20 protein-coding genes are annotated in these 25,086 nt (G+C 69.7%); 11 read left to right on the top strand and 9 right to left on the bottom strand.

What is annotated here, in order from left to right; all coding sequences use genetic code 11:
* The first annotated feature begins 3 nt into the window (after positions 1 to 3).
* Positions 4 to 1,128 carry a ScyD/ScyE family protein gene (locus FNH24_RS19685; RefSeq protein ID WP_161606219.1) on the top strand — a complete coding sequence of 375 codons (1,125 nt, stop codon included), beginning with the start codon at positions 4 to 6 and terminating at the stop codon, positions 1,126 to 1,128.
* A gap of 33 nt (positions 1,129 to 1,161) precedes the next feature.
* On the opposite strand, the gene FNH24_RS19680 is transcribed toward FNH24_RS19685, so the two are convergent.
* Positions 1,162 to 2,847, bottom strand: coding sequence for a DUF4091 domain-containing protein (locus FNH24_RS19680; RefSeq protein WP_152363891.1), 1,686 nt, complete (start codon positions 2,845 to 2,847; stop codon positions 1,162 to 1,164).
* A 98-nt stretch (positions 2,848 to 2,945) separates the two neighbouring features.
* Here FNH24_RS19680 and FNH24_RS19675 point away from each other — a divergent pair, with 98 nt between their 5' ends.
* Positions 2,946 to 3,731, top strand: a complete 786-nt coding sequence (locus tag FNH24_RS19675) for an aldo/keto reductase (protein ID WP_152363890.1) — start codon at positions 2,946 to 2,948, stop codon at positions 3,729 to 3,731.
* 599 nt (positions 3,732 to 4,330) lie between these two features.
* On the opposite strand, the gene FNH24_RS19670 is transcribed toward FNH24_RS19675, so the two are convergent.
* The 5 genes from FNH24_RS19670 to FNH24_RS19650 form a co-directional block, all read right to left on the bottom strand.
* Positions 4,331 to 5,515 (bottom strand): mandelate racemase/muconate lactonizing enzyme family protein, encoded by a 1,185-nt coding sequence (locus tag FNH24_RS19670; protein WP_161606218.1) that lies wholly within the window; start codon positions 5,513 to 5,515, stop codon positions 4,331 to 4,333.
* Positions 5,516 to 5,519: 4 nt separating this feature from the next.
* Positions 5,520 to 6,443 (bottom strand): dihydrodipicolinate synthase family protein, encoded by a 924-nt coding sequence (locus tag FNH24_RS19665; RefSeq protein ID WP_152363888.1) that lies wholly within the window; start codon positions 6,441 to 6,443, stop codon positions 5,520 to 5,522.
* Between the two features lie 245 nt (positions 6,444 to 6,688).
* Positions 6,689 to 7,783 (bottom strand): mandelate racemase/muconate lactonizing enzyme family protein, encoded by a 1,095-nt coding sequence (locus FNH24_RS19660; RefSeq protein WP_152363887.1) that lies wholly within the window; start codon positions 7,781 to 7,783, stop codon positions 6,689 to 6,691.
* A 784-nt stretch (positions 7,784 to 8,567) separates the two neighbouring features.
* Complete coding sequence (gene trpS, locus FNH24_RS19655; RefSeq protein WP_152363886.1) at positions 8,568 to 9,638, bottom strand: tryptophan--tRNA ligase; 1,071 nt, start codon at positions 9,636 to 9,638, stop codon at positions 8,568 to 8,570.
* Between the two features lie 158 nt (positions 9,639 to 9,796).
* Positions 9,797 to 10,978, bottom strand: a complete 1,182-nt coding sequence (locus FNH24_RS19650) for an enolase C-terminal domain-like protein (RefSeq protein WP_246186975.1) — start codon at positions 10,976 to 10,978, stop codon at positions 9,797 to 9,799.
* A 45-nt stretch (positions 10,979 to 11,023) separates the two neighbouring features.
* Between FNH24_RS19650 and FNH24_RS19645 the strand changes: the two genes are divergently transcribed.
* Both FNH24_RS19645 and thrS read left to right on the top strand, forming a co-directional pair.
* Entirely contained in the window at positions 11,024 to 12,049 is a 1,026-nt protein-coding gene (locus FNH24_RS19645; RefSeq protein ID WP_152363885.1) for a LacI family DNA-binding transcriptional regulator, read from the top strand.
* A 187-nt stretch (positions 12,050 to 12,236) separates the two neighbouring features.
* Positions 12,237 to 13,499 (top strand): threonine--tRNA ligase, encoded by a 1,263-nt coding sequence (thrS, locus tag FNH24_RS19640; protein WP_246186974.1) that lies wholly within the window; start codon positions 12,237 to 12,239, stop codon positions 13,497 to 13,499.
* On the opposite strand, the gene FNH24_RS19635 is transcribed toward thrS, so the two are convergent.
* Both FNH24_RS19635 and eat read right to left on the bottom strand, forming a co-directional pair.
* The gene (locus FNH24_RS19635; protein ID WP_152363884.1) at positions 13,500 to 15,833 is read right to left on the bottom strand and encodes a S8 family peptidase; all 2,334 of its coding nucleotides are present in this window, start codon (positions 15,831 to 15,833) and stop codon (positions 13,500 to 13,502) included.
* Between the two features lie 167 nt (positions 15,834 to 16,000).
* The gene (gene eat, locus FNH24_RS19630) at positions 16,001 to 17,449 is read right to left on the bottom strand and encodes an ethanolamine permease (protein ID WP_152363883.1); all 1,449 of its coding nucleotides are present in this window, start codon (positions 17,447 to 17,449) and stop codon (positions 16,001 to 16,003) included.
* A 181-nt stretch (positions 17,450 to 17,630) separates the two neighbouring features.
* Here eat and FNH24_RS19625 point away from each other — a divergent pair, with 181 nt between their 5' ends.
* The 5 genes from FNH24_RS19625 to FNH24_RS19605 are packed head-to-tail and all read left to right on the top strand — an operon-like array spanning position 17,631 to position 22,674.
* Positions 17,631 to 19,007, top strand: a complete 1,377-nt coding sequence (locus tag FNH24_RS19625) for a glutamine synthetase family protein (protein ID WP_152363882.1) — start codon at positions 17,631 to 17,633, stop codon at positions 19,005 to 19,007.
* Positions 18,988 to 19,809: a gamma-glutamyl-gamma-aminobutyrate hydrolase family protein gene (locus FNH24_RS19620; protein ID WP_152363881.1), complete on the top strand. Its 822-nt coding sequence runs from the start codon at positions 18,988 to 18,990 to the stop codon at positions 19,807 to 19,809. Before FNH24_RS19625 ends, FNH24_RS19620 begins: the two co-directional genes overlap by 20 nt.
* Complete coding sequence (locus tag FNH24_RS19615) at positions 19,806 to 21,170, top strand: aldehyde dehydrogenase family protein (RefSeq protein WP_152363880.1); 1,365 nt, start codon at positions 19,806 to 19,808, stop codon at positions 21,168 to 21,170. The genes FNH24_RS19620 and FNH24_RS19615 overlap by 4 nt, the downstream gene beginning before the upstream one ends.
* Entirely contained in the window at positions 21,171 to 21,932 is a 762-nt protein-coding gene (locus FNH24_RS19610) for a 3-oxoacyl-ACP reductase (protein WP_152363879.1), read from the top strand.
* Positions 21,916 to 22,674, top strand: coding sequence for a FadR/GntR family transcriptional regulator (locus FNH24_RS19605; RefSeq protein ID WP_152363878.1), 759 nt, complete (start codon positions 21,916 to 21,918; stop codon positions 22,672 to 22,674). The genes FNH24_RS19610 and FNH24_RS19605 overlap by 17 nt, the downstream gene beginning before the upstream one ends.
* A gap of 24 nt (positions 22,675 to 22,698) precedes the next feature.
* Here FNH24_RS19605 and FNH24_RS19600 read toward each other — a convergent pair whose 3' ends face one another.
* Complete coding sequence (locus FNH24_RS19600; RefSeq protein WP_152363877.1) at positions 22,699 to 23,253, bottom strand: NUDIX domain-containing protein; 555 nt, start codon at positions 23,251 to 23,253, stop codon at positions 22,699 to 22,701.
* Between the two features lie 65 nt (positions 23,254 to 23,318).
* On the opposite strand from FNH24_RS19600, the gene FNH24_RS19595 reads away from it, so the two are divergent.
* Together FNH24_RS19595 and FNH24_RS19590 are read left to right on the top strand one after the other, a co-directional pair.
* A complete protein-coding gene (locus tag FNH24_RS19595) occupies positions 23,319 to 24,524 on the top strand; it encodes an anhydro-N-acetylmuramic acid kinase (RefSeq protein WP_246186973.1) in 1,206 nt (401 codons plus the stop codon).
* A gap of 41 nt (positions 24,525 to 24,565) precedes the next feature.
* A complete protein-coding gene (locus tag FNH24_RS19590) occupies positions 24,566 to 25,054 on the top strand; it encodes a GyrI-like domain-containing protein (protein ID WP_246186972.1) in 489 nt (162 codons plus the stop codon).
* Positions 25,055 to 25,086 lie beyond the last annotated feature (32 nt).

Raw genomic sequence — 25,086 nt, 5'->3', positions numbered from 1 at the left:
ATCATGGTTCTACCTCTACTGACGCGCGCCCGGATGCGATTATTCGTCCGGGCCTCGGCCACATTGGCCATCGCCCTCGCCGTCGGAGCCGGCGGCGCCGTCACGGCGTCCGGGCACGGCAGCCCGGCGAAGCCGATCAAGGTCGTCGGCTCGGGGCTCAACGGTCCACGCCAGGTCTCCACCGGCTTCGGCCACTTGCTGGTCGCCGAGTCCGATGCCGGATTCATCACCGCGATCAACGTCAAGACGAAACGCAAGAAGGTGCTGGTCCGCGGTCTCTTCAGCCCGCAGGGGGTGGTCGAGTCGGGCGGCAAGCTCTACATCGCCACCGGCGAGCCCGCGCCGGACAGCGATCCGAGCGGCGCGCCGCCGTCCGGGCTGATGGTGGCCCGGCCCGGTGGCACGGCCAAGATGTTCGCCGACCTGACCGCGTTCGAGCTGAAGTACAACCCGGATCGCCAGATCCAGTTCGGCCCGGACGGGCAGCCGCTTGATGCGCTGTCGAATCCGTACTTCGTGCTCAAGGACCGGGCCAAGCACGGCTTCCTGCTGGTCGCCGACGCCGGCGCCAACACTGTGCTCAAGGTCGATCGCCGGGGCAAGATCAGGAACTTCTTCACCCCGCCGACGGTGACCACCGGTGCCTGCAAGACCGCGCCGAACAACACCAAGAGCGGTGTCGGCTGCGATCCGGTGCCGACCGGGTTGGCCTACGGTCCCGGTGGGCTGCTCTACGTGTCGGCGCTGACGGCCGAGATGCCGGGCGAGGGCCGCGTCTACGTGGTCAACCAGCGCGGCAAGATCGTCAAGGTGATCAAGGGCTTCACGGCTCCGACCGGTGTCGCCGTCGACAAGTACGGCAACGTCTTCGTGTCGGAACTGCTCGAGGGCTCGCCGCCGCCGAATGCTCCGCCGCCGCCGGGATTCGATCCCAGCACGGTCGGGCAGATCGTCAAGGTGCCGCGTTGGGGTCAGCGCAAGTACGCGCAGGTCACGATGCCCAGCGGGCTGCTCTGGCGCGACGGCAAGCTGTGGTCCTCGGCCTGGGCCATCGCCGGCTTCGTCGGCATCCCGAACGCCGGCCAGGTGGTGATCGTCGACCAGAGGGCCTTCCGCTCCGCGAAATGACGTCCGGCCGGGGGAAGACCGCGCTACGCGTGGTCAACCCCCGGCGCGGATCGCGGCGTTGATCCGTTCCCGCGAGGCCAGGAAGTGCTCGGGATCCCGCGGATAGGCCGAGAAGCTCAGCGCGCCGTCCGGATCGATGATCTTGAGTACGGTCTCCCGCCCGGCCCGGTCGCGCAGCAGCTGCATCGCCCGGTGATCATGCATCGCCTGGGCGGCGACCCGGTGCCGGGTGGACTCCCAGACCGTACGATCCGGGCCGGGGTAGACGATGAACGGATCGCCGGCCGGGAACGCGCCGCCGGACGTGGTGTCGGTGAACGGGTCGACCCGGTAGCGGGACTGCTGGGCGTTGTAGAAGTTGAAACCCCAGTGCAGGAAGCCGCCGGCGTCGGCCGCGAACAACTGGTGGCCGAGCACCCGGTGCCGGGCCGCGGGCATGCCGATGAAGCGGTTGGCGACCAGCTTGTTCTGGCTGACGCAGTAGTAGACCCAGAGCCGCTCGACTCCCGCGTCCAGGAACGGCTTGACGTGGTTGGTCGCGACGATCGGGTTGGCCACCACTCCGCTGGTGTAGAAGGCGTAGTCGCTCAACGCGTCCACGATCAGGCACCCCTCGAGCAGGTCGGCCACCACCGCGCGGGCCGCCTGATAGGAGTCGAGTTGATCTTGGTGCGGCTCGTCGGAGATGTGGAAGATGATCTTCGCCGGATCCCACCGCTCGGCCAGGTAGGACCGCAGCTGCGGCAGCAGTGCCTCCAGGAAGCGCCGGTATTCGGGGTCGGTCGCGGCCACGTCCCAGCCGAAGAGCTGGGTCGCCGTCCCGTCCACGACCGCGTCGATCGCCGGCGTCGCCTTGGCTCCCCACTGGGTGAACAGGTGGGACAGCTCGACGTAGGCGATGCCGTGCCGGCGGAACAGCTCCAGCCAGCGGCCCAGCTTGTCGAAGCCGAACCGGTAGTCGCCGCCGTCCCGAGCGATGTCGATCAACTGCACCGGCGTCCGCCGGCTGCCGATCGCGGTGTCCAGCGGCGGGGTCCAGAGCGGCGTCAGCAGTCCGGTGACACCCATCCGCGCGGCGCTGCCGATGAACTGATCAAGGGCGGCCCAGTGGCCCTCGTCGAAGGCCGTACCGCCGTAGTAGTCGAGCACACAGTCGGCGTGCAGCCACTGGGTGTTGACCAGGTCGAGGTCCGGCAGCGGCTGGTTGATCACCGTCACCGGGACCGTCGTCGCGTACAACTCCTCACCGGTGCTGGCCCGGGTCGCGGTGATGATCAGGTCGAGGTCGATCGCCTCGACCCCTGCCGGCGCCGCGTCCGGGTCGACCCGGACGTCGATCCAGACGCTGCGCCAGTGCCCGACCAGCGGCTCGACCCGGCCGTCCGGGATCGGCCGCAGCACATCCGGATACAGGCCCGGCTCGGTGACCAGATAGTTGTCATCATGATCGGGAAACGCCGGCATCCGGGCCGGCACCAGGTCGACCGCGAAGATCGAGGCGTGTGGTGCGGCCGAGCCGGACAGCGTGAACTGCACCGCGTGCGACCCGGTCCGGCCCGCCGGCGGCGGCCGGAACGCAACTTGGACCGAGTACGGCTCGCCGAGGAACACCGACCCGCCACCGCGAGGTCCGCCGGAGTCGGCATGGGCCCGAGGCTCGACCGTCGGCAGCACGGTCTCGAGGGAATCGGCCAGGACGAAGCGCCAAGCGCTGGACATGATCAGCTCCGATGATCGACGGCGAGTTCGACACACCCTAATCCCACAGGCTGGTCGGCAGGGCGCGTGGATCGTACCGGCAGCGCCAGACTGACCCCATGACGAACGACTACTCCCAGCCCACCGTGGCGCTCAGCAACGGCCCGGCCATGCCGCTGCTCGGCTTCGGCACCTGGCAGATCCCCGATTCGGAGGCGACGGCGGCGACCGCCGCGGCCCTGGAGGCCGGCTACCGCCACATCGACACGGCCACCGGCTACCAGAACGAGGCCGGGATCGGCCAGGCACTCGCTGCCGCCGACCTGCCGCGCGAGTCGATCTTCGTCACCACGAAGATGCCGCCCGACCATGTCGGCCGGGAACGGCAGACCCTGGAGGAGAGCCTGCAGAAGCTCGGCCTCGACCGGGTCGACCTGTGGCTGGTGCACTGGCCGCCGAACAAGCAGGCCACCCCCGAAGCCTGGGAACAGTTCGTCGCCGCGCAGGCCGAGGGTCTGGCCACGTCGATCGGCGTCAGCAACTATTCGCTGGACCAGATCGACGAGCTGATCAGCGCGACCGGCGTCGCGCCGGCGGTGAACCAGATCAAGTGGGGCCCGACCCTGTACGACGCGACCATAGCCGACGGCCTGGCCGAGCGCGGCGTCGTGCTCGAGGGCTACAGCCCCTTCCGCGCCTCGAACCTGGACGACCCGACCCTGGTCGCGATCGCCGAGAAGCACGGCGCCACCACCGCCCAGGTGATCGTCGGCTGGCACGTCAAGCACAAGTTCGTGGTGATCCCGAAGTCGACCCAGCCGGAGCGGATCGTGGCCAACGCCGCCGGCGCCCGCGTCGACCTCGCCGACGACGAGGTCGCCCAGATCGACGCCCTCGCGGAGTAGCCCGCTCGTTCCCTGAGCCTGGATCCACCGATCGGGCGCACCAGCTTTGGACAGGGCCCGGTTCGGGTGTTGGCGTGCGTGGCCAGGCCTTGCGTCGAGAGTGACCTTATCCACCCGAAACCTGCGAACCCGGGTGGAAAAGGTCACACTCGACGGCTGCCGGACCGGAAGCCGGCTGCCGCTACGCGAGCGCCGGGTTGGGTCCGGATCCACCGCCGAGCTCGGCCGGGCTCAAGGGAGGATCGAGATCCCCCGCCGGCGTACATCGAGTGGACTGTTCGGCCACCTTCCAGACGCAGATCCGCGGCCAAAGCGTCCACTCGAGGAATGCAATCGAAACCCAACGCACAACCCGACGTCGGCCGCGACACCGGCTGACCGCTCCACCCGCCCCTCCTTGGCGCGTCCTGTCCGGCCGGATGGCCGAAACCCCAGGCGAGCGCAACCCCCTGGCCTGCCCTTCGACAGGCTCAGGGAACGAAACCAGCGACCGCCTCCCCCAACCCCTGGGCACGGCCACGGCTCCAAGATCATCGGTGGATCCGGGCTGAGTCTGTCGAAGGGCAATCCCTATTCATCACCCTGGCCCTTCGACAGGCTCAGGGAACGGAAAGCGCGACGGCGTGCTGAGTGATGAAGGCCTCGTCAACGTCGGGAACCGCTACGGGGACCTGGACGGTGCCGTCGGATCCCAGCTGCAGCGGATCCCGTACGACTCCCCTGCTCAGGGTGCTCTGGGCGACGTTGAACTCCACCCACGGAGCGGCGGGCAGGGTGGCCAGCAGGTGCAGGCTGTAGTGGTGCAGCAGGTCGGTCAGCCAGGAGTGGGTGACGAGCTGGACCCCATGATCAACAGCCGGTCCGACCAGCCGGCGAGCGACGGTGAGACCGCCGCAGCGGGACAGATCCGGTTGCAGATAACGGAGTCCGCCGGTCGCGATCAGCCGCTCCAGCTCCCAGCGGGTCGCCTGTTGCTCGCCGGCCGCGAACGGCAACTCGGGGAAGTCGCAGCGGAGGTCGGCGTACTGCTCGAACTCCTCGGGATGGACGATGTCCTCGACCCAGGTCGGCCGGACGTCGTCGAGCAGTTCGAGCATGGCGCGCAGCTCGGTCGGGGTGCGCAGCCGCGGTCGATCATGGTCGGCGACATACCAGCCCGGATCAACCATCAGGTCATGATCATCACCCAGCTCGGCGGTGATCGCCGCCAGATTCTCCGCGTCCCGGCCCGCGTCGACGCCGAAGCCGCCCCAGCCGAACTTCACGCCGCGGAAGCCGCGATCGCGGTAGGACCGAGCCGCCGCCGCATTCCCCTCGGGTGTGCTCCGGAACAGGGTCGAGGCGTAGGCCGGGATCCGGTCATGGCGCCGACCGCCGAGCAACTCGGCAAGATCAACACCGTCCCGCTGGGCCAGCAGGGCCCAGAGGCAGTTGTCGATCGCCGACAGAGCCTGCAGCGCGACGCCGCGGCGGCCGTAGTAGACCGAGCCGATGAACAGCTCCTGCCAGATCAGGTCCAGCTCCTCGGAGTCCTCGACGTCGCGGCCGGCGATCAGTTCCTCGAGAGTCTTGAAGCCCATCGCACCCATGCCGTCGCCGCGGACCACCCGGGCCGCGACCGGCGCCAGCGTCTCCACATCGGCCCAGGCCTGCAGCCCGTCCGTGGTCCGGACCCGGATCAGCAGCAGCCAGTCACCCTGATCGGTAGCCTCGTCGCCGGTCGCGCCGGAGCCGTACGTCTCGGAACCGCGGAGCAGGAACGGGGTGACATCGCGGATCCGCACCGGGTCACTCCCCCGCGTCCACCACGGACCGCAACCGATCGACCAACCGGTCCACCTCGGCCAGGGTGAGCTCGTCGCCGATCGTGCCGACCGGGCCACGCATCCGTGCCGAGGGGAAGATCCCCTGCCGGACCAGGTTGTGCTTCTCGATCGCGACGAACGTGTCCAGGCTCGACTGCAACGTGATCACCATCGCCAGCGGCCCGCCGATCGCGTACGCCCGCTCGAAGTCGCCGCGCCGCAGCGCCTGCCAGAGCGGCACCATGGCCCAGACCAGATCGCCGGCCGGCATCGTACCGATCGCACCCCGGCGGTAGCTGTCGATCAGGTGCAATCCCCCGGTGCCCTCGAAGATTCGGGCGCCGCCATCGGTCGCCTGTCGCAGCGCGGTCACCTTCGGCCCGATCGGCGGCGATTCCGGCTTGAACAGAGCAAGATCACCAAGCTCCCAGAACAGCCGGGCCTGCAACTCGATCGACAGTGACCGACCGACGTAGCCCGAGGCGTCCTGCACCACCACCGGCAGCCCGGACGTCTCAGCGATCGTGGCGAAGTAACCGAACAACTCGTCGTCACCGACCGCGGTCAGCGCCGGCGGCACCGCCATGACCGCGTTCGCGCCCGCCTTGGCGGCGTGCCGGGCATGCCGGACCGCCGTCTGGGTCGACTCGGCGCCGACGCTGACGATCACCGGTCCGCGGCCGGCGGCGGCCTCACAGGTCAGGCTGGCCAGCTCGTCGCGTTCGTCCGACGACAGCCGCAGCACCTCCGACACCATCCCCGTGACCACGCCGTCCGTGCCCTCGGCGAAGAGCCAGTCCACCTGGCGCCGATGGCTCCGCGGATCAAGCTCGTCGTTGTCGTCGAACGGGGTCTGCACGACACTGATCACCCCGCCGAGCCCACCCGGATTCGTTCGCTCGGTCACGTTGCCCCGTCCTTCCGCAGCCGTAGCCTGTCATCGGCACACTTCGAGATACCGAAGATTATTACAATAAACGGAGGATAGCTAGCGGACCGGCGACGGCATGAGTCGATCTTGCCCCCTGAGACCGGCGGAGGCGGCGTGGTGGGAGCGAAGGGATTCGTTCCCTGAGCCTGTCGAAGGGCAAGCCACGGGTCGGCCTGCACCGGAGGCTCAGGACGCGGGACCGACCGCGATCCCGCGATTGGTCAGTCCAGGGTCGAGATCTGGTGGGTGGCGGACTTCAGCAGGTCGGGGTCGATGTCGACGCCCCAGCCGGGACGCTCGGACAGCTCGAGGTGGCCATCGACCGCGACCGGGAAGGGTTCGTAGAACCGCATCCGGGAGACATCCTCGATGGTCCACTCGTGCCGGCCAGTGCAGGCCGGCAGGGCGGTGACCAGGTGCGCGGTGAAGATCGCGGTCAGCGATCGACCGGACGAGTGCGGGATGCAGGGGATGCCGGCCAGGTCGGCCAACTGCGCCACCTGCATCGCCCGGCTCACTCCGCCGAGGTAGCAGACGTCGGGCTGGATGATGTCGACCGCGCGGTCGTTGATCAAGCGACGCATGGACTCCACCGAGAACTCCTGTTCCCCGACCGCGACCGGGATGTCCAGTGCGTCGGCGACCTGCTTGGTGTTCTCGTGCTCCCAGAAGGCGACCGGCTCCTCGAAGTGGCAGTAGCCGTGATCTTCCATCAGCCGGCCGACCCGGATCGCCTGGCCCGGTGAGTACGCGCCGTTGCCGTCCGCGCTGAGGTCGAGTTGATCACCGAGCGCCTCGCGCAGGGCGGGGATCAGGGCGGTGCTGCGGCCGCCCAGGTAGGGCTCGCCGTCGCGGCCGATCCGCTCCCCGATCTTGATCTTGACCCCGCCGAATCCGTGCTCGGCGACGGCGCCGCCGAGCCGCTCGACCTCCTCTTCCGGGGTGGTGTCGCGCCTCATCGCCGAGCCGTAGAGCGGGATCCGGTCGCGGAGCTTTCCGCCGAGCAGCTCGTAAACCGGGCGGCCGGCGGCCTTGCCGAGCAGGTCCCAGAGTGCGGTGTCGACGCCGGCCAGGGCGCGAAACAGCAGGCTGCCCCAGATCTTGTACGAGGCCCGGGCGCAGGCGTCGGCCAGCGCGACCACGTTGATCGGATCCCGGCCGAGGTAGTGCTGGGCGACCAGGCGGTGCAGCACCTGCGCGGTCAGCTCGCCCTCGGAGTGCGCGGTCTGGCCGTAGCCCTCCAGCCCGTCGTCGGTCCGGACCCGGACGATGCAGACCGGCCCGCAGAAGGTCTCGATCGAAATGATCTTGGACACCTGATCACAACTCCTGGTTGAGCTCGTCGACCATCGCCTGGCTACATGAGCCAGAAAACGGTTTCTGACGGTATCTCCCGAGCTTGCTCGCGGTCAACAATTCCACCGTATTGCGGAGTATTGATTCCGGGGAGCGGCCTAGCTCCACCGCCGAGCTTGGAGCTGTGGTGTCGCGATCTCTGTTCGGGCTGGGGCAGCGGTCCGGCGGGTTCGACAGTCGGAAACGAGGGTGTTCGGTCCCCAAGCTTGTCGACGCTTGTTCATTCCCCGGCCTGTCGTGCTTGTTCGTTCCGGCCGAAGCCTGCCGTCCGGGTCCACTCGATGGGTGCACCCGGTCGGACTGTCGCAAAAGCTCTTCGTGCCGGAGGTTTCCACGTGGCAATCGCCGCTATCGCCCCGCACAAAGAGCTTTCGCGACACCACGACCAAGTCATCGGTGGATCCGGGCTGGGAAGATCCGGCTGGTGGGCCGCTGGCTGTCGACCAGCCCGCGCGTCGGTCCGCCGAGCTCGACGCGACCGCTCTCGGCTGACGCGACTGTTGCGGCAGTCGCGCGGACCGATAATGATCGCGCCGAGCCCAGGCAACAGCCGCGACTCCGCAGACCGCGATGACCCGCCCGCTCCTCAGCGCGTCTTTCCGGCCGTCAGGCCGAAACCCGACAGGACACCCAACTGGCCTGCCCTTCGACAGGCTCAGGGAACGAACACCCTCCCCCGCCCGACACCACCCAAGTCCAAGATCATCGGCGGATCCGGGCTCAAGGGAACGCGAGCGCTCGCGTTCAGTAGTTGCACTTCATGGCGGTCCGGACCTCGGCCAGGGTGGCGTTCGCCACGGCGTTGGCCTGCTCGTTGCCGGCGCGCAGGATTCGGCGGAGGTGACCGCGGTCGCGGGCGTACTCGGCGCGGCGGGCCCGGATCGGGGAGAGGAATTCGTTCACCGAATCGGTCACGGTCCGCTTCAGGGCCGCGGCGCCGGCGGAGCCGAGGTCGGAGGCGACCTGCTCCGGGGTCCGGCCCTGGCAGAGGGCGGCGAGCAGGACCAGGGACGACACTTCGGGCCGGGTGGCCGGATCGTAGGTGATGGATCGCTCGGCATCGGTCTTGGCGCCCCTGATCAGCCGGGCCGTCTCGTCGGCGGTGGCGGCCAGGGTGATCGCGTTGCCGCGGCTCTTGCTCATCTTGGTGCCGTCGGTGCCGAGCAGCAGTGGCGCCTCGGACAGCAGCGCGTCCGGCCGCGGGAAGACGTCGCCGTAGCGATGATTGAACCGGCGGGCGATGGTCCGGGTGATCTCCACGTGCGGCAGTTGATCTTGACCGACGGGGACCAGATTCGCCTTGCAGAACAGGATGTCGGCGGCCTGGTGAGCCGGATAGGTGAACATCAGCCCGCTGACCGAGGACTGCCGGGAATGGACGATCTCGTCCTTGACAGTGGGGTTGCGCTCCAGTTCGGGCACCGAGACCAGACTGAGGAACGGCAGCAGCAGCTGGTTCAGCGCCGGCACCGCGCTGTGGGTGAAGATCGTGCTGCGTTCCGGGTCGATGCCGATGGCCAGATAGTCGAGCGTCAGCTCCTCCACGTAGTCGGACAGGTGGTCGGCGACATCGCGATCGGTCAGCACCTGATAGTCCGCGATGATCACGTACGTCTCGATACCGAGATCCTGGAGTCGGACCCGGTTGTGCAGCGTGCCGAAGTAGTGACCCAGATGGAGCTGCCCGGTGGGCCGGTCGCCGGTCAGGATCCGGAACCGACCCGGATCGGTGGTGATCAACTCCTCCAGCTCCGCGCTGCGCAGTTGAGCGGCCGTAGTGCCGAGGACGCCGGTGGGTTGCAGGGTGGTGGTCATCAGGTCTCCCGGTGGTCGTGGTCACCGTCAGGACGGGCCGACCCCAGGCATGAAGAAAGGCCGTCCGTCCGGACGGCCTTTGCTCGTGTACGTGTGCTGGCCGCCCCTAGAAGGAGCGCCACCAGGACAGACACGACGAACGATGCATGATCGACAGCCTACCGCGTCCCGTCCCGGAGCCCGGCCAGGATCGGCGCCAGCGAGGCCTTGGCCTCCAACCCGATGCCCGGCACGTCGGGCAGCGTGACGTAGCCGTCGACGACCTGATCACCGTCGGCGAAGCCGCCGAACGGCTCGAAGATCCCCGGGTACGACTCCGCGCCACCGAGCCCACAGGCGGCGGCGATGGCCAGATTGAACTGGTGCCCGCCGTGTGGCACGCAGCGTTCCTTCGACCAGCCATGATCGGCCAGCGCGGCCAGGGTCCGGTCGTATTCGGTGAAGCCGTAGCTCAGCGCCGAATCCATCTGCAGCACGTCCCGGTCCGGCCGCAGGCCGCCGTAGCGGACCAGGTTGACCGCCTCCTGCCGGGACAGCAGGTTTTCCCCGGTCGCCAGTGGTCCGGGGTAGGCCTCGGCGACCTCGGCCAGGGCCCGGAAGTCGAGCGGGTCGACCGGCTCCTCGTACCAACGCAACGGCAGCTCCCGCAGCGCGACGGCATAGTCGATCGCGGTCGCCGCATCGAACCGGCCGTTGGCGTCGACGGCCAGGTCGGCTCCGGCCGGCAGCATCGCCAGCACCGCCTCGATCCGGCGCAGGTCGTCGGCCAGCGTCGCGCCGCCGATCTTGAGCTTGACCGTCCGGTAACCGAGGTCGAGGTAGCCACTCAACTCGTCCAGCAGCGCCGGGATGCCGCGGTCCGGGTAGTAGTAGCCGCCGGCCGCGTAGACCCAGACCCGCTCCAGCGGAGTGCCCAGACCGGCCGCGGCGCGCTCGGCGAGCTGGTGGTGCAGCGGCCGGCCGGCGAGCTTGGCCGCCAGATCCCAGGCGGCCATGTCCAGGATGCCGACCGCGACGGCCCGATCACCGTGCCCGCCGGGCTTCTCGTTGATCATGGCGGCCCGCCAGATCAGCTCCGGGTCGAGGTGGCCGGACTCCGGACCGATCAAGGAATCCGGCGCGGCGGCGAGCAGCCGCGGCACGATCCGATGGTCCAGGATGCCGGGCTGGGCGTAGCGGCCGTTGGAGTTGAAGCCGTACCCGATCACCGGCTCGCCGTCCAACACCTGGTCGGTGATGATCGCCAGTACGCTGACGTCCATGCTGGCGAAGCTGATGAACGCGTTCGCCATCTCCGACTCGATCGGGACGGTGACATGGCGGATGGCGGTGATCTGCACGGGTGTCCTTTCGACGTTCGAGGACTGCAGGAAGGAGACTAAGACATGGCCAAGAGCTCGAAGGTGCCGACCAGCGTCGACATCGCGCGCGCAGCGGGGATGTCGCAGGCCACGGTCTCGCGTGCCCTGAACGGCGGGGTCGTCTCCGAGGAGACCCGGGAACGGATCCTCGCGATCAGCAAGTCGCTCGGCTATTCGCCCAATGCGGTCGCCCGTGGGCTGGTCACCAGCCGCACCGGGTTGGTCGGCGTCGTGGTCTCCGACATCACCAATCCGTTCTATCCCGAGTTCCTGGAGGAGATCGGCCGATCGCTGACCGACCGCGATCAGCAGATGCTGTTGCAGAACGCCGCCACCGGTGATCAACAGGGTGCGGTCGAGCTGCTGTTGCAGCAGCGGGTGGACGGCATCATCTTCATGGCGGCAACGTCGACCCTCGGCATCATCCGCGACCTGGTCCGGCGCCGGTTCCCGATCGTGCTGGCCAACCGCACCATCGAGCTGCCGTGCGACTCGGTGCAGGGCGACAACCTCGCCGGGGCGGCCGCGATCGTTGATCATCTGTACGGTCTCGGACACCGCCGGTTCGCGGTCATCGAGGGCACGGCGACCACCAGCACCGCCGGGCAGCGGACCCGAGGGTTCGTCGCCCGGCTGGAGGAGCACGGGCTGGAGCTGCGGGACGAGTTGGTCGTCCGCACCGATTTCCGGTACGACCAAGCCTTCGCCGGCGCCCAACGGCTGCTCGATCGCCGCTATCCCCCGTCGGCGATCTTCTGTCACAACGATCTACTGGCGATCGCGGCACTGAACGCGATCAAGGACCGCGGGCTCCGCATCCCGGACGACGTCTCGGTGGTCGGCTTCGACAACACCCTGCAGTCACGGTGGGAGTCGATCGACCTGACCACCGTCGATCAGCCGTTGGCGGCGATGGCGGCGCGGTCCGTCGAGCTGCTCGGCGACCGGCTGGCGGAGCCTGACCTGCCGCCGCGGCACGAGGTGTTCCCGGCCGAGTTGATCGTGCGCGGATCGACCGGCCGGCGACGGCCTCGGCCACGGCAGGGCTGAAATGTCGCTTGCGATCGCCGAAACCGTCCGAGTACGGTGATCACATGCCTCAGCGATCACTGCCCACCACGACGCCGGACACCCTCCGGCGCCGCAGCGTTCGCTGACCTACCTCAGCACCCAGCCCCGGAGCTCGACTCCGGGGCTTTTTCGTTGCTCTGAGCCGGCTCCGCCAGCCTCCAGGAGCATGATCATGATCGAAAGTCCGAGCCGAGTCCGCGATCATCGCGAGATCGGCCGCGCCATGGGCGTCTTCGCCGGCCACCCCGACGTCGGGTCGGGCTTGCCGTTGTGGTTGCCCGCGGGGGCGGTGATCAGACGCGAGCTGGAGGAGTTCGCCCGTGAGGTGGCGATCGCCAGCGGCTGCCAGCCGGTCTACTCCCCCGTGCTGGGCAAGCGGGCCTTGTTCGAACGGTCCGGCCACTGGGAGAAGTTCAGCGACGACATGTTTCCGCCGATGCCGGTCGGCGGTGATCAACTTGTGCTCCGGCCGGCCAACTGCCCGCACCACGCGATGATCTACGCCGCGGAGCAGCACAGCTATCGCGAGCTGCCGGTGCGCTACAACGAGCTGGCACCGATGTTTCGGGCCGAGCGGTCCGGCAGCGTCAGCGGGCTCAGCCGGGTCCGGCAGATCAGCCTGGACGACACCCACGTGTTCTGCCGGCCGGATCAGCTCCGGGCCGAGGTGGTGTTGGCCATGGAAGCCCTGCTGGACGCATTCGGCGTGCTCGGCATCGAGGTCGACCATCTTCGCCTGTCCGGCCGGGACGATGGACCGGGCTACCTCGGGTCGGTTGATCAGTGGCAGCACGCGGAGGAGGAGCTGCGGCGGGCGATGGCGGAGCTCGGGCTCGACGGCCGGGGGCTGAGCTGGTGCGAGGTCGCCGGTGAGGCCGCGTTCTACGGGCCCAAGATCGACGTCCAGGTGCTCGACGCGGCCGGCCGGGAGGAGTCCATCGCGACCGTCCAACTGGACTTCAACCAGCCGGAGCGATTCGACCTGTGCTACACCGGCGCCGACGGGTCGGCCCAGCGGGTGATCATGATCCACCGTGGCGTGATCGGAGCGATGGAGCGGATGACCGCGTTCCTGCTGGAGGCCTACGACGGCCGGCTGCCGATCTGGCTGGCGCCGGTGCAGCTGTGCCTGCTCCCGGTCGGCGACTCCGCCCTGGCCGCGGCCGAGCAGGCCGCGGAATCCCTGCGCCGGCGGGGAATCCGGGTCCGGCTCCAGCCGGACGGCAGCCTCGGCCGCCGGATCCAGGACTCCCGCGCCCGCCGCGATGCGCTGATCGGGGTGATCGGCGACAGCGAAGCCGCTGCCGCAGAGATCACCGTCGACGATCCCGCGTCGGGCGTCCGGGCCCGACTCCAGGTCGCCCGGCTGGCCGAGTCGATCATGGACGCGGTCAGCCGTCGCGATCGGCGGGTCGACCTCGAGACCTGATCAGCGAGGGCGGACGACCACGTCCTCGGCATGCTCCGCGAGCTTCTGCTCGCCGTCGCCGCCGGCCTTCTTCCGGACGATCGTGTACTTGTACGGTTCGAACGACGGTGGCTCCACCCGAACCCGGAGCTGATCGCCGGAGTCGGACGACCAGACCCCCGACGCGGTGCAGTCGAGGTCCTTCCAGGGCAGGTCCGCGGGCTCCCGACTCGGCTGGAACGGACGGATCTCCAGCCGGCCGGTGACGGCCAGCTGTTGGTCCCCGGCCGGCTTCGGGCAGCCGTACTTCTGCGCGGTTGTGCTGCCCGACAGCCAACCGAGCTGCAGGTTCGTGTCGCCTTCGAAGTGCGCCAGCATCGTCGTGGCGCAGAAGAAGTCGTCGTACGGCCAGAACTGCCACACCCAGGGCTCGCCGGTCGATCTCGACTTCTCCAGGTCGAACACCCGCGGGCAGGACTGCGGACTCGTCGCGACCACATATCGGCCCTTGGCCGAACCCACGACCTCTTCGAACGGCAGCCCGCCGTCGTCCAGGGTGATCGCCGTACTGTCCGGCCAGACCGCGATCAGCCGGTTCGCGTACTCCCCCTGGCTCAGCGTCAGCAGCGCCACGTCGCCGGCCGCGCCGACGAGCTTGGCCCCGTCCAGTCCTCCGGACACCTTCGGGGCGTAGGTGGTGCCGGTCCAGTCGGCGGTCATCGGGTCGAACTGGGCGATCTTGACCCCACCACGGGTCTGGGCGGTGAGCACGAGGTTCTTCGGGTTGAACGCGACGCCGCTGCAGGCACACTCGGTCGACTGCTGCCGCCCGGTGTAGGCGTCGACGACGGTCAGCCTCTTGCCGTCGGTGGCGGCGAACCAGGCGCCGTCCGCACTGAAGGCGAACGACGGCGGTGCCCCACCCTGGGCGACCTGCTGCACGTCGACCAACTTGGCGGAGTCCAAGATCAACTCGACCTTGCCGCCGATTCGAGCCGCCGCCCTGATCACCGGCGGCTCGGGCCGCGGCTTCGGCGGATGATCATCGAGATACTTGACGGCGGCCAGGATGTCCAACCGGCCGTAGCCGTACTTGTCGTCGCGCTGACCCGGCTCGAGATCGAGATCGTCCCGGTTGGTGCTCACGATCAACGCGTTCCGGATGTCGGCCGGGGCCGCCGCCGGGTGCCGGGCCACCAGGATCGCTGCCGCGGCGGCGACCTGCGGCTCCGCGAAGGAGGTGCCGGTGCCCGTGCAGAGGGTGCGTGGCCGGCCCGGATCGTTGACACAGGTCGAACGCAGCGGATGATCCGGCCACCAGGCCTCACCGAGGTTACCGCCCGGTGCTACCAACTGGACCGTCCGGTTGGCCGACGAGTAGTCGGCCTTCTTCGTGTCATCCGCCGTGGCACCGACCCCGAGCACCGTCGGCTGATCGGCCTGGGCCATCACGTCGTCGCGGCCGCGGCAGTACTCGTCGCGGCTGGTTCGCCCGCCGCAGTTGCCGACCGCGGCGACGGCGACCACGCCGTTCAGCTCCGCGTACTCGTAGGCCGCGGTCAGCGTCGACGTTCCCTCGACCTGGGTGGCCGAAACGCTGAGCACCCGAGCGCCGGTGTCGACCGACCAGATGATCTCGTCGGCGATGCCCGGCTGGTTGACGCCCTCGGTCACACCCCAGTCCCCGCCGTCGCGCCAGTACTGGGCGTCCAGCAACTGCACCTTCGGCGAGATGCCGGTGATGCCCTGACCGTCGGCAGCGGCCGCCATGATCCCGGCACTGAACGTGCCGTGGTCCCGGCTGTGGTCCGTGCCGAGCACCGTGTCCCGGGTCGCGACCACCCGGCCGGCCAGTTCGGGATGGGTCGCGTCGACGCCGGAGTCGATCATCGCCACTCGGACGTCCGGCCCGTCCTCCGGCCACAGTCCGAGCAGGCGATCTCCGCCCAGCGAGTCCCGCGCGGGCTCCTCGAACTGTTTGCCGTCGCCGCCCTCGTAATCCTTGAAGTCCGGCGGCGCGGCGGCCTGCGCCCGGTCGGCCGCGACGACGTCCGGCTGCTTCCGCAATTCGTCGACCTTCGCGGCGGCGTCGGCGTCGGCCACCAGGACGGTCTCCGGGACCAGGCAGTGGCCGCGCAGCCGGATCACGCTCAGTCGCCCGTCGCCGGAGCCGGACGGCTTGGCCCGCGGGAGCTTCGTGCAGGCCGGATCGGGACGGGCCTGCTTGATCAACTCACTGTTGACCGGGTGCTCCACCCGGTCCGGTTGAGCGGTCGGCTGATCTCCGACGACCCAGACCACCGCAGTCACGGCGACGACTATGATCACCACGCCGAGCGCTGTCGCTCCGATCATCCAACGACGCTTCACGTCAGGTCAGTCTGCCAGGTGTCGGCCGGGCCGCGCTTCTGGTCCGGGTCCGGCGTGTTCGGTTCCCCGAGCTGTCGAAGGGCGCCCCCACCAGGGCCCTTCGACAGGCTCAGGGAACGCCACCCACCCCGCCGGTCCGTGCGACGCGCACCTCAGCTGAGCTCCTGCTCGGCGCTCTTGATCGCGGCGAACTCCTCCTCCGGGGCGTTGGCCACCAGCCGGTGCCGGCTGTAGAAGTAGAAGTAGGCCAGCGCGATGATCAGGATGCCCGCGGTGATCCCGGCCGCGATCCGGTCGACGAAGAAGGTCGCGATCACCGCGGCCAGGGCCAGCACGGTGGCGATCCCGGTGGTGATCACTCCGCCCGGGGTCCGGTACGGCCGCTCCAGGCCGGGTTCGCGGACCCGGAGCACGATGTGCGACAGGTTCATCAGCACGTACGACACGGCAGCTCCGAACACCGCGATGTTGATCAACAGCGCACCGTTCTGAGTGATCGCCGCCAACAGGAAGCCGACCACCCCGGGCACGACCAGCGCGAGGTACGGAGTCTTGCGCCGGCCGGTGACCGACAGCCAGCGCGGCAGATAGCCGGCTCGGGACAGCGCGAACAGCTGCCGCGAGTAGGCATAGATGATCGAGAAGAAGCTGGCCACCAGGCCGGCCAGGCCGGCGTAGTTGACGAACTGGGCCAGCAGGTTGTCGCCACCGTAGGCCGCCCGGATCGCCTCCGGCAGCGGATTGGTGGAGGTCGACATCAGCTGCGAGCCCGCGGTGCCGGGCACCAGCACGAGCATCAGGGCGGCGAACACGACCAAGATCGCCATCGCCGCGATGATCCCGCGCGGTAGGTCCCGGCGCGGGTCGCCGGCCTCCTCGGCGGCCAGCGGAACCCCTTCCACGGCGAGGAAGAACCAGATGCCGTAGACGAATGCGGCCAGCACCCCGGCGACGCCGAACGGCAGGAAGGTGCTCGCCCCGACGGCGTCGGTCGGCACGATGTCGAACAGCTTGCCGGCGTCGAACTTGCCGATCATGCCGACCACGAACACCACCAGCGCGACGACGGCGATCGCGGTCACCACGAAGATCACCCGCAGCGCCTCGCCGACCCCCCACAGATGCACGCCGATGAAGATCAGATAGCAGACCAGGAACACCGGCCAGCCGCTGGTCAGCCCGAACAGGCCGAGCGCCTCGACGTACCCGCCGATGAACACCGAGATCGCCGCCGGCGCGATGGCGTACTCGATCAGGATCGCCGTCCCGGTGGCGAACCCGCCGGTCGGCCCGAGCGCGCGCCGGGCGAACCCGTAGCCCGCGCCGGCGACCGGCATCGCCGAGGCCATCTCGGCCAGCCCGAACACCATGCAGGCATACATCACCGCCATCAACACGGTGGCGATCAGCAGGCCACCCCAGCCGCCCTGGGCCAGGCCGTTGTTCCAGCCGGCGAAGTCTCCGGAGATGACGTAGGCGACGCCCAGCCCGGCGAGGAGCACCCAGCCCGCGGCTCCGCGGCGCAGCTGACGCTGCTGCAGGTAGCTTCCCTCGACGGTTTCGTACTCGACGTTCTTCCGGCGCCCGGTCGGAGTCGCCATGGCTGCCCCCTACTCCCCGGTGAGTTCAATGGATCAACATCAGTCCTTTGAGACGGATCCAGATTGATACCGCCGCCCAGGCTCTGTCAAGAGATCTGTTGTCCACGGTGGATCACGCGTTGACACGGCGCGAACGCCCCGTGTCCAATGGATCACTATCAGTCCTTTGGCAGGAGGTCGGATGGGACGAGAGACGGATCGGCGCGACGGCCGGCTCACCGTCGACCAGCTCCGCACCCAGGTTGCCGACGGCGCGATCGACACCGTCCTGGTCGCGATCACCGACATGCAGGGACGGCTGCAGGGCAAGCGCTGTGCCGCGGAGTTCTTTCTGAACGAGGTCGTCCCGCACGCCACCGAGGCCTGCAACTACCTGCTCGCCGTGGACGTGGAGATGAACACGGTCGACGGCTACGCGATGTCCTCGTGGGAGCACGGCTACGGCGACTTCGTGCTCCGGCCGGACCTCGCCACGTTGCGGCTGGTGCCCTGGCACGAGGCCACCGCGCTCGTGTTCGCCGACGTCGAGTGGGTCAGCGGCGGCGACGTCCCCGCCTCGCCGCGGCAGGTGCTGCGCCGGCAACTCGACCGGCTGGCCGAGCGCGACCTGACCGCATTCGTCGGCACCGAGCTGGAGTTCATCGTCTTCGACGACAGCTACGAGGCCGCCTGGACCGCCGGCTACCGGGATCTGACCCCGGCCAACCAGTACAACGTGGACTACTCGCTGCTCGGCACCGGCCGGCTGGAGCCGCTGCTGCGCGACATCCGTAACGGGATGACCGGTGCCGGCCTCTACGTCGAGTCGGCCAAGGGCGAGTGCAATCCCGGCCAGCACGAGATCGCCTTCCGTTACGGCGAGGCGCTGGAGACCTGCGACAGCCACAGCCTCTACAAGACCGGGGCGAAGGAGATCGCCGCCCGGCACGGCAAGAGCCTGACCTTCATGGCGAAGTACAACGAGCGCGAGGGCAACTCCTGCCACATCCATCTCAGCCTGCGCGGCGCCGACGGAACGGCCGTGCTCAGCGGTGACGGACCGAACGGCTTCTCGCCCCTGATGACCAATTTCCTCGCCGGCCAGCTGGCCGCGCTGCGGGAGCTGACCTACTTCCTGGCACCGAACATCAACTCCTACAAGCGATTCGTGCCCGGCAGCTTCGCGCCGACCGCCGTCGCCTGGGGTCTGGACAACCGCACCTGCGCGCTCCGCGTGGTCGGGCACGGCGAGTCGTTGCGGTTCGAGAACCGGGTGCCGGGCGGCGACGTGAACCCGTATCTGGCGGTCGCGGCCTTGATCGCCGCCGGTCTGCACGGAGTCGATCATGAACTGCCGCTGGAGCCGGAGCTGACCGGGAACGCTTACAGCACGGACAAACCTCGGGTGCCGGCCACCCTGCGGGACGCGGCGGAGCTGTTCGGCGGCAGCAAGATCGCCCGGTCGGCGTTCGGCGACGACGTGGTCGAGCACTACCGGAACAACGCCCGGGTCGAACTGGCCGCCTACGACGCCGCCGTCACCGACTGGGAGAAGGTCCGTGGCTTCGAACGCCTCTAGCCCGCTGATCGGGATCAGCTGCTATCTGGAGCCGGCCCGGTTCGGCGTCTGGGACACCCCTTCCGCCCTGCTCCCGCGCTCCTATCTGGACGGGGTGCTGGCCGCCGGTGGGACGCCGGTCCTGCTGCCGCCGATCAGCGGTTGGGACCGTGGGCACCTGTCCCGGCTGGACGGCTTGATCATCGCCGGCGGCGCCGACGTCGCTCCGGAGCTCTACGGTGCCGTACGCGATCCGGCCACCGGTCCCGCCCGGCCGGACCGGGACGAGTCCGAACGGACCTTGATCAACACCGCCTTCGAGGTCGGGCTGCCGCTGCTCGCCGTGTGCCGTGGGATGCAGCTGCTCAACGTCGTGCGTGGCGGCACCCTGCACCAACACCTGCCCGATCACCTTCGATCCCTGAGCCAGTCGAAGGGCAGATCAGCTGCACCTGTCCCGCCCTTCGACGAGCTCAGGGAACGGAACAAGCCAGACGCATCGGGTCCGCCCTTCGACGAGCTCAGGGAACGAAACAGGCACCTACCGGAGCCGGGACGGTTCGGGCAGGTCAAGATCACCGTGGCGGCGGGCAGCCGGCTGAGCAAGATCATCGGCGAGGAGATCGAAGCGCATTGTCACCATCATCAGGCGGTCGATCGACTCGGTGACGACCTGACCGCGGCCGCGTGGGCGGAGGACGGGACGGTGGAGGCGATCGAGGTCGACGGGGAGCAGTTCGCGGTCGGGGTGCAGTGGCATCCGGAGGAGGACGGGGTGGATCGGAGACTGTTCCAGGAGTTGATCATGGAGGCGGGCCGGTGACGACGGTGATCAATCCGGCGACGGAGGCCGTCGTCGAGACCGTGCCGGAGACGTCGGCGGCGGAGGCGGATGCGGCGATCGTCCGGGCCGAACGAGCGTTCCCGGCCTGGCGGGAGGTGGCGCCGGCGGACCGGGCTCGGCTGCTGCGCCGGTTCGCCGACGCGGTCGACGCCGACCTGGCGCACCTGGCCGAGCTGGAGGTGGCGAACTCCGGGCACACGATCGGCAACGCGCGCTGGGAGGCGGGCAACGTCCGCGACGTGCTGCACTACTACTCCGCCGCGCCGGAACGATTGTTCGGCCGACAGATCCCGGTGCCCGGCGGGCTCAACATCACCTTCGCCGAGCCGCTCGGCGTGGTCGCGGTGATCGTGCCCTGGAACTTCCCGATGCCGATCGCCGGCTGGGGCTTCGCGCCCGCGCTCGCCGCCGGCAACACGGTCGTGCTGAAGCCGGCCGAGCTGACCCCGCTGACCGCATTGCGGCTGGCCGAGCTGGCCCTGGCGGCGGGTCTGCCCGAGGGCGTGTTTCAGGTGCTGCCGGGCCGGGGATCCGTGGTGGGACAGCGATTCGTCGACCATCCGGCCGTCCGCAAGGTGGTCTTCACCGGCTCGACCGAGGTCGGCCGGATGATCATGGCCGGCTGCGCGGCGCAGGTGAAGCGGGTGACGCTGGAGCTGGGCGGCAAGAACGCTAACGTGATCTTCGCTGACGCCGACCTGGAGCGGGCCGCGGCGACTGCTCCGTACGGCGTGTTCGACAACGCCGGGCAGGACTGCTGCGCCCGGTCCCGGATCCTGGTCCAACGCACCGTCCTCGACCGGTTCCTCGCGTTGCTGGAGCCGGCCGTGCACGGCGTCCGGGTCGGGGATCCGGCGAGCGAGGCCACCGAGATGGGGCCGCTGATCTCCGCGAGCCACCGGGCCCGGGTCGCGTCCTATCTGGACGACACGGAGATCGCGTTCCGCGGCACGGCGCCGGACGGACCCGGATTCTGGTTCCCGCCGACGGTGGTGCTGCCGCGCACGCCGACCGACCGGGTGGTCACCGAGGAGGTGTTCGGGCCGGTGGTGACCGTGCAGCCGTTCGACGACGAGGACGACGCGGTCCGGCTGGCCAACGACACCCCGTACGGACTCTCCGGTTCGATCTGGACCAACGACGTCGGCCGGGCGCTCCGGGTGTCCCGCGGGATCGAGGCCGGCAACCTGTCGGTCAACTCGCACTCCTCGGTCCGCTACTGGACTCCGTTCGGCGGGATGAAGCAGTCCGGGCTGGGCCGCGAGCTCGGGCCCGACGCCCTGAACGCCTTCACCGAAACCAAGAACGTCTTCATCGACACCAGCCGAGGGAGCCACTAGATGCGGTTGCAGGGACGGGTCGCCATGATCACCGGGGCGGCCAGCGGGATCGGATTGGCCACCGCGCGCCGGTTCGCCGCCGAGGGGGCGACGGTCGTCGCCGTCGACCTCGTCGAGGACGGCATCTCCACGCTGGCCAAGGAACTCGGCGGTGACGCGATCGTCTGCGACGTCACCGACGAGGCCGCCGTCGCCGCGATGGTCGACCGCGTCGTCGCCGGCCACGGCAGCATCGACATCGCGTTCAACAACGCGGGGATCTCGCCGCCCGAGGACGACTCGATCCTGGAGACCGGGATCGAGGCCTGGGAGCGGGTGCAGCGGGTCAACCTGACCTCGGTCTATCTGTGCTGCAAGCACGTGCTGCCGCAGATGCGTCGGCAGGGCCGCGGCTCGATCATCAACACCGCATCGTTCGTGGCGGTGATGGGGGCGGCCACGTCGCAGATCTCCTACACCGCGTCCAAGGGCGGGGTGCTGGCGATGTCGCGCGAGCTCGGCGTCCAGTTCGCCCGGGAGGGGATCCGGGTCAACGCGCTGTGCCCCGGGCCGGTCAACACTCCCCTGCTGCAGGAACTGTTCGCCGCCGACCCCGAGCGGGCGCAGCGGCGGCTGGTGCACGTCCCGATGGGCCGGTTCGCCGAGCCGGACGAGATCGCCGCCGCCGTGGCCTTCCTGGCCAGCGACGACGCCTCGTTCATCACCGCGTCGACGTTCCTGGTCGACGGTGGGATCTCCGGTGCCTATGTCACCCCGCTCTGAGCCGGCCGCCGAGCCGGAGTCGGCCGCCCAGCCCGGGGCGTCCGCGGCGCTGTTCCGGCCGGTGCGGACCCGGAACGCGTTCGAGGAGACGGTGGAGCGGCTGCTGCAGGCGATCCGGCTCGGGGTCACCCGGCCCGGCGAACGGCTGCCGGCGGAACGGGAGTTGGCCGGTCTGCTCGGGGTCAGCCGGGTGACCCTGCGCGAGGCGCTCCGCGCGGTCGCCGACGCCGGTTACGTCGAGTCCCGCCGCGGTCGTTACGGCGGCACGTTCGTCGCGGCCGACCTGCCCGGGACCGGGTCCCCTGCGACGGAGGAGCCGGTGCCGGACGTCGAGGACGTCCTGACCCTGCGCCGGGTGCTGGAGAGCGGCGCCGCCGAGGCGGCGGCGACCCGACCGCTGACCCAGGACCAGCGCCGCGAGTTGCGCGGCCGGCTGACCGAGGTCGCCGACGCCGATTCGCAGGACGAGGCCGAATACCGGCGCCTGGACTCGCGGCTGCATCTGGCTATCGCGGAGCTGACCGGCTCCCCGTCGCTGACCACGGCGGTCGCCGACGTCCGTTCGACGGTGAACGGGTTGTTGGACGCGATCCCCTGGCTGCCGGCCAACATCGAGCATTCCAACGCCCAGCACGCGGAGATCGTCGAGGCGATCCTCTCCGGCGATCAGGCCGCGGCCCGGGCCGCGATGGAGGAGCACCTGGAAGGCACCGAGTCCTTGCTCCGCGCCTTCCTGACCTGAGTCTCCTCAGTCTGGACCCATCGCTCAGGCGGCAAGATCATCCAGGATGCCGAGCAGCGCGGCCAGCCGGACCACGTCCGCATGATCTTGATCATGCTGGTCCAGGTAGGCGGCCGCTTCCTCCGGCGGCAGCGCGTGCACCGCGGTGATCTGCTCGCCGTCGGGCGGCATGGTCGGCTCGGCGACCACGGTCGCCGGTGCGCTCGCGTACGCCCAGTAGCCGGTCGGATGGGCGAAATGATCACGGTACGGCTTCGCCTCCCGGCTGACCGCGACATGCGAGGCGAACACGGTCGGGGTGGCGTCGAGCCGCAGCCCCGCCTCCTCCATCGCCTCGCGGTGGGCGAGTTGATCGACGGCCTCCCCCGGCTCGCGCCGCCCGCCGGGCAGGAACCGCCAACCCTCGACGCTCTCGCAGACCACGATCGAGCCGTCGGCCGTGACCGCCACCAGGTGCAACCGGTTGATCAACTCCGCCGGCACCGGATCGACGGTGAAGGTGAGGTCGCAGTTGGCGTAGTCCACCCAGCTCGGGGCGAACAGCCGCGGCAGTCGACCGGCCAGCGTCGCATCGTCCATGGATCGAACTCTACGAACTGGTCCGGTCGGTCGGCCGCGCCGGGTGCTCGCGTACGGTGACGCCCATGGCTGAACAGGCGTCGGGGCTGCGCGTGATCGGGATGATGTCGGGGACCTCGTTCGACGCGGTCGACGCCGGGGCGGCGGAGCTGTCCTTCGACGGTGACGCGATCACGCTGCGACCGCTCGGCCTGGTGTCGCGGAGCTATCCGGCCGAGATCCGGGACGGGCTGGCCGACGTGCTGCCGCCCCGGCCGGCCTCGGCCGAGACGCTGTGCCGGCTGGACACCCTGATCGGCCAGTTCTTCGCCGAGGTGGCCGAAGCGACGATCACCGAACTGTGCGACGGGCAGGCCGACCTGATCGCCTCGCATGGGCAGACCGTCTTCCACTGGGTCGAGGACGGCGCGGCTCGCGGCACCCTGCAGCTGGGCCAGCCGGCCTGGATCGCGGAGCGGACCGGCTGCCCGGTGGTCGCCGACTTTCGGTCCCGCGACATCGCCGCGGGCGGGCAGGGCGCCCCGCTGGTCGGCCTCTTCGACGTGCTCTGGCTGCGGTCCCGGCCGGGCCGGCCGGCGGCACTCAACCTCGGCGGGATCGCCAACATCACCGTCGACGTCGGCACGGACCGTCCGCTCGCCTACGACACCGGACCGGCGAACGCCCTGCTCGACGCGGTGATCCGGGCGGTCACCGGGGAGCCGTACGACCGCGACGGGGTCCGGGCGGCCCGCGGCACCATCCGGCCGGACCTGTTGCAGCGGCTGCTGGCCGAGCCGTACTACGCCCGCCCCGCGCCGAAGTCGACCGGCAAGGAGCTGTTCAACCTCGACCACCTGACCGGCCTGTTGCCGGCCCTCGGCCCGGAGTCCCTGGATTCGGCGGCCCTGGACGACGTGCTGGCCACGCTGACCGAGCTGACCGCCCGGACGGTGGCGGAGGCGGTCGGCCGGCACGATCCGACCGAGGTGATCGTCGCCGGCGGCGGCGTCCGCAATCCGACCCTGGTCCGGCGGCTGACGGCCGCGCTGGCCCCGGTGCCGCTGGTCCCGGCCGAGCAGCTCGGCCTGGCCGGGCAGGCCAAGGAGGCCTACCTGTTCGCCCTGCTCGGCTTCCTCACGGTGCACGGATTGCCCGGCACGGTGCCCTCCTGCACCGGGGCCCGGCACGGCTCGGTGCTCGGCTCGATCACGCCCGGCCGCGGCCCGCTGCGGACGCTGCCGGACCCGCGGCCGCCGCTCGCCCTGAGAATCCTGCCGGCCGGCCGCTGAGTTCCGGCCGTTCGCGGAGTCGTACTGGCATGGATCCTGTGATGACGGAGCCGCGGATCGTCGATCGCGCGGCGCAACCGTACGTGTTCATCCGCCGCCGGGTGCCGATGAGCCGGCTGGGCGAACTGGTCGAGGTGCACGGCCAGGTCTTCGGCTGGCTCGCCGAGCACGACGTGCCGCCGGCCGGTGCCCCGTTCTGGAAATACAACGTGATCGACATGGCGCGGGAGTTGGAGATCGAGGTCGGCGTACCGACGGCCACGGTGCCGACCGGCGACGGCGAGGTGCGCGGCGGCATCCTGCCCAGCGGCCGTTATGCCACCGCCGGCCACACCGGCCACCCGGACGAGCTGATGGAGGTCACCAGCCGCTTCCTCCGCTGGGCCGAGACCGAGGGCCTCCAATTCGACCGCGCCGACGCCTCCGACGGCGACCACTGGACCTCCCGCCTGGAGATCTACGAGACCGACCCGGCCGAAGAGCCCGACCTGGCCAAGTGGCACCACACCCTGGCCTTCCGCCTCACCTGAACCCCCCCGAGTTGTCAGACTCTCACCACGCC

This window comes from Microlunatus speluncae, from assembly GCF_009299835.1.
In the GTDB taxonomy this organism is placed as follows: Bacteria; Actinomycetota; Actinomycetes; order Propionibacteriales; family Propionibacteriaceae; genus Microlunatus; species Microlunatus speluncae.
This window is presented reverse-complemented; position numbering and strand designations above follow the sequence as displayed.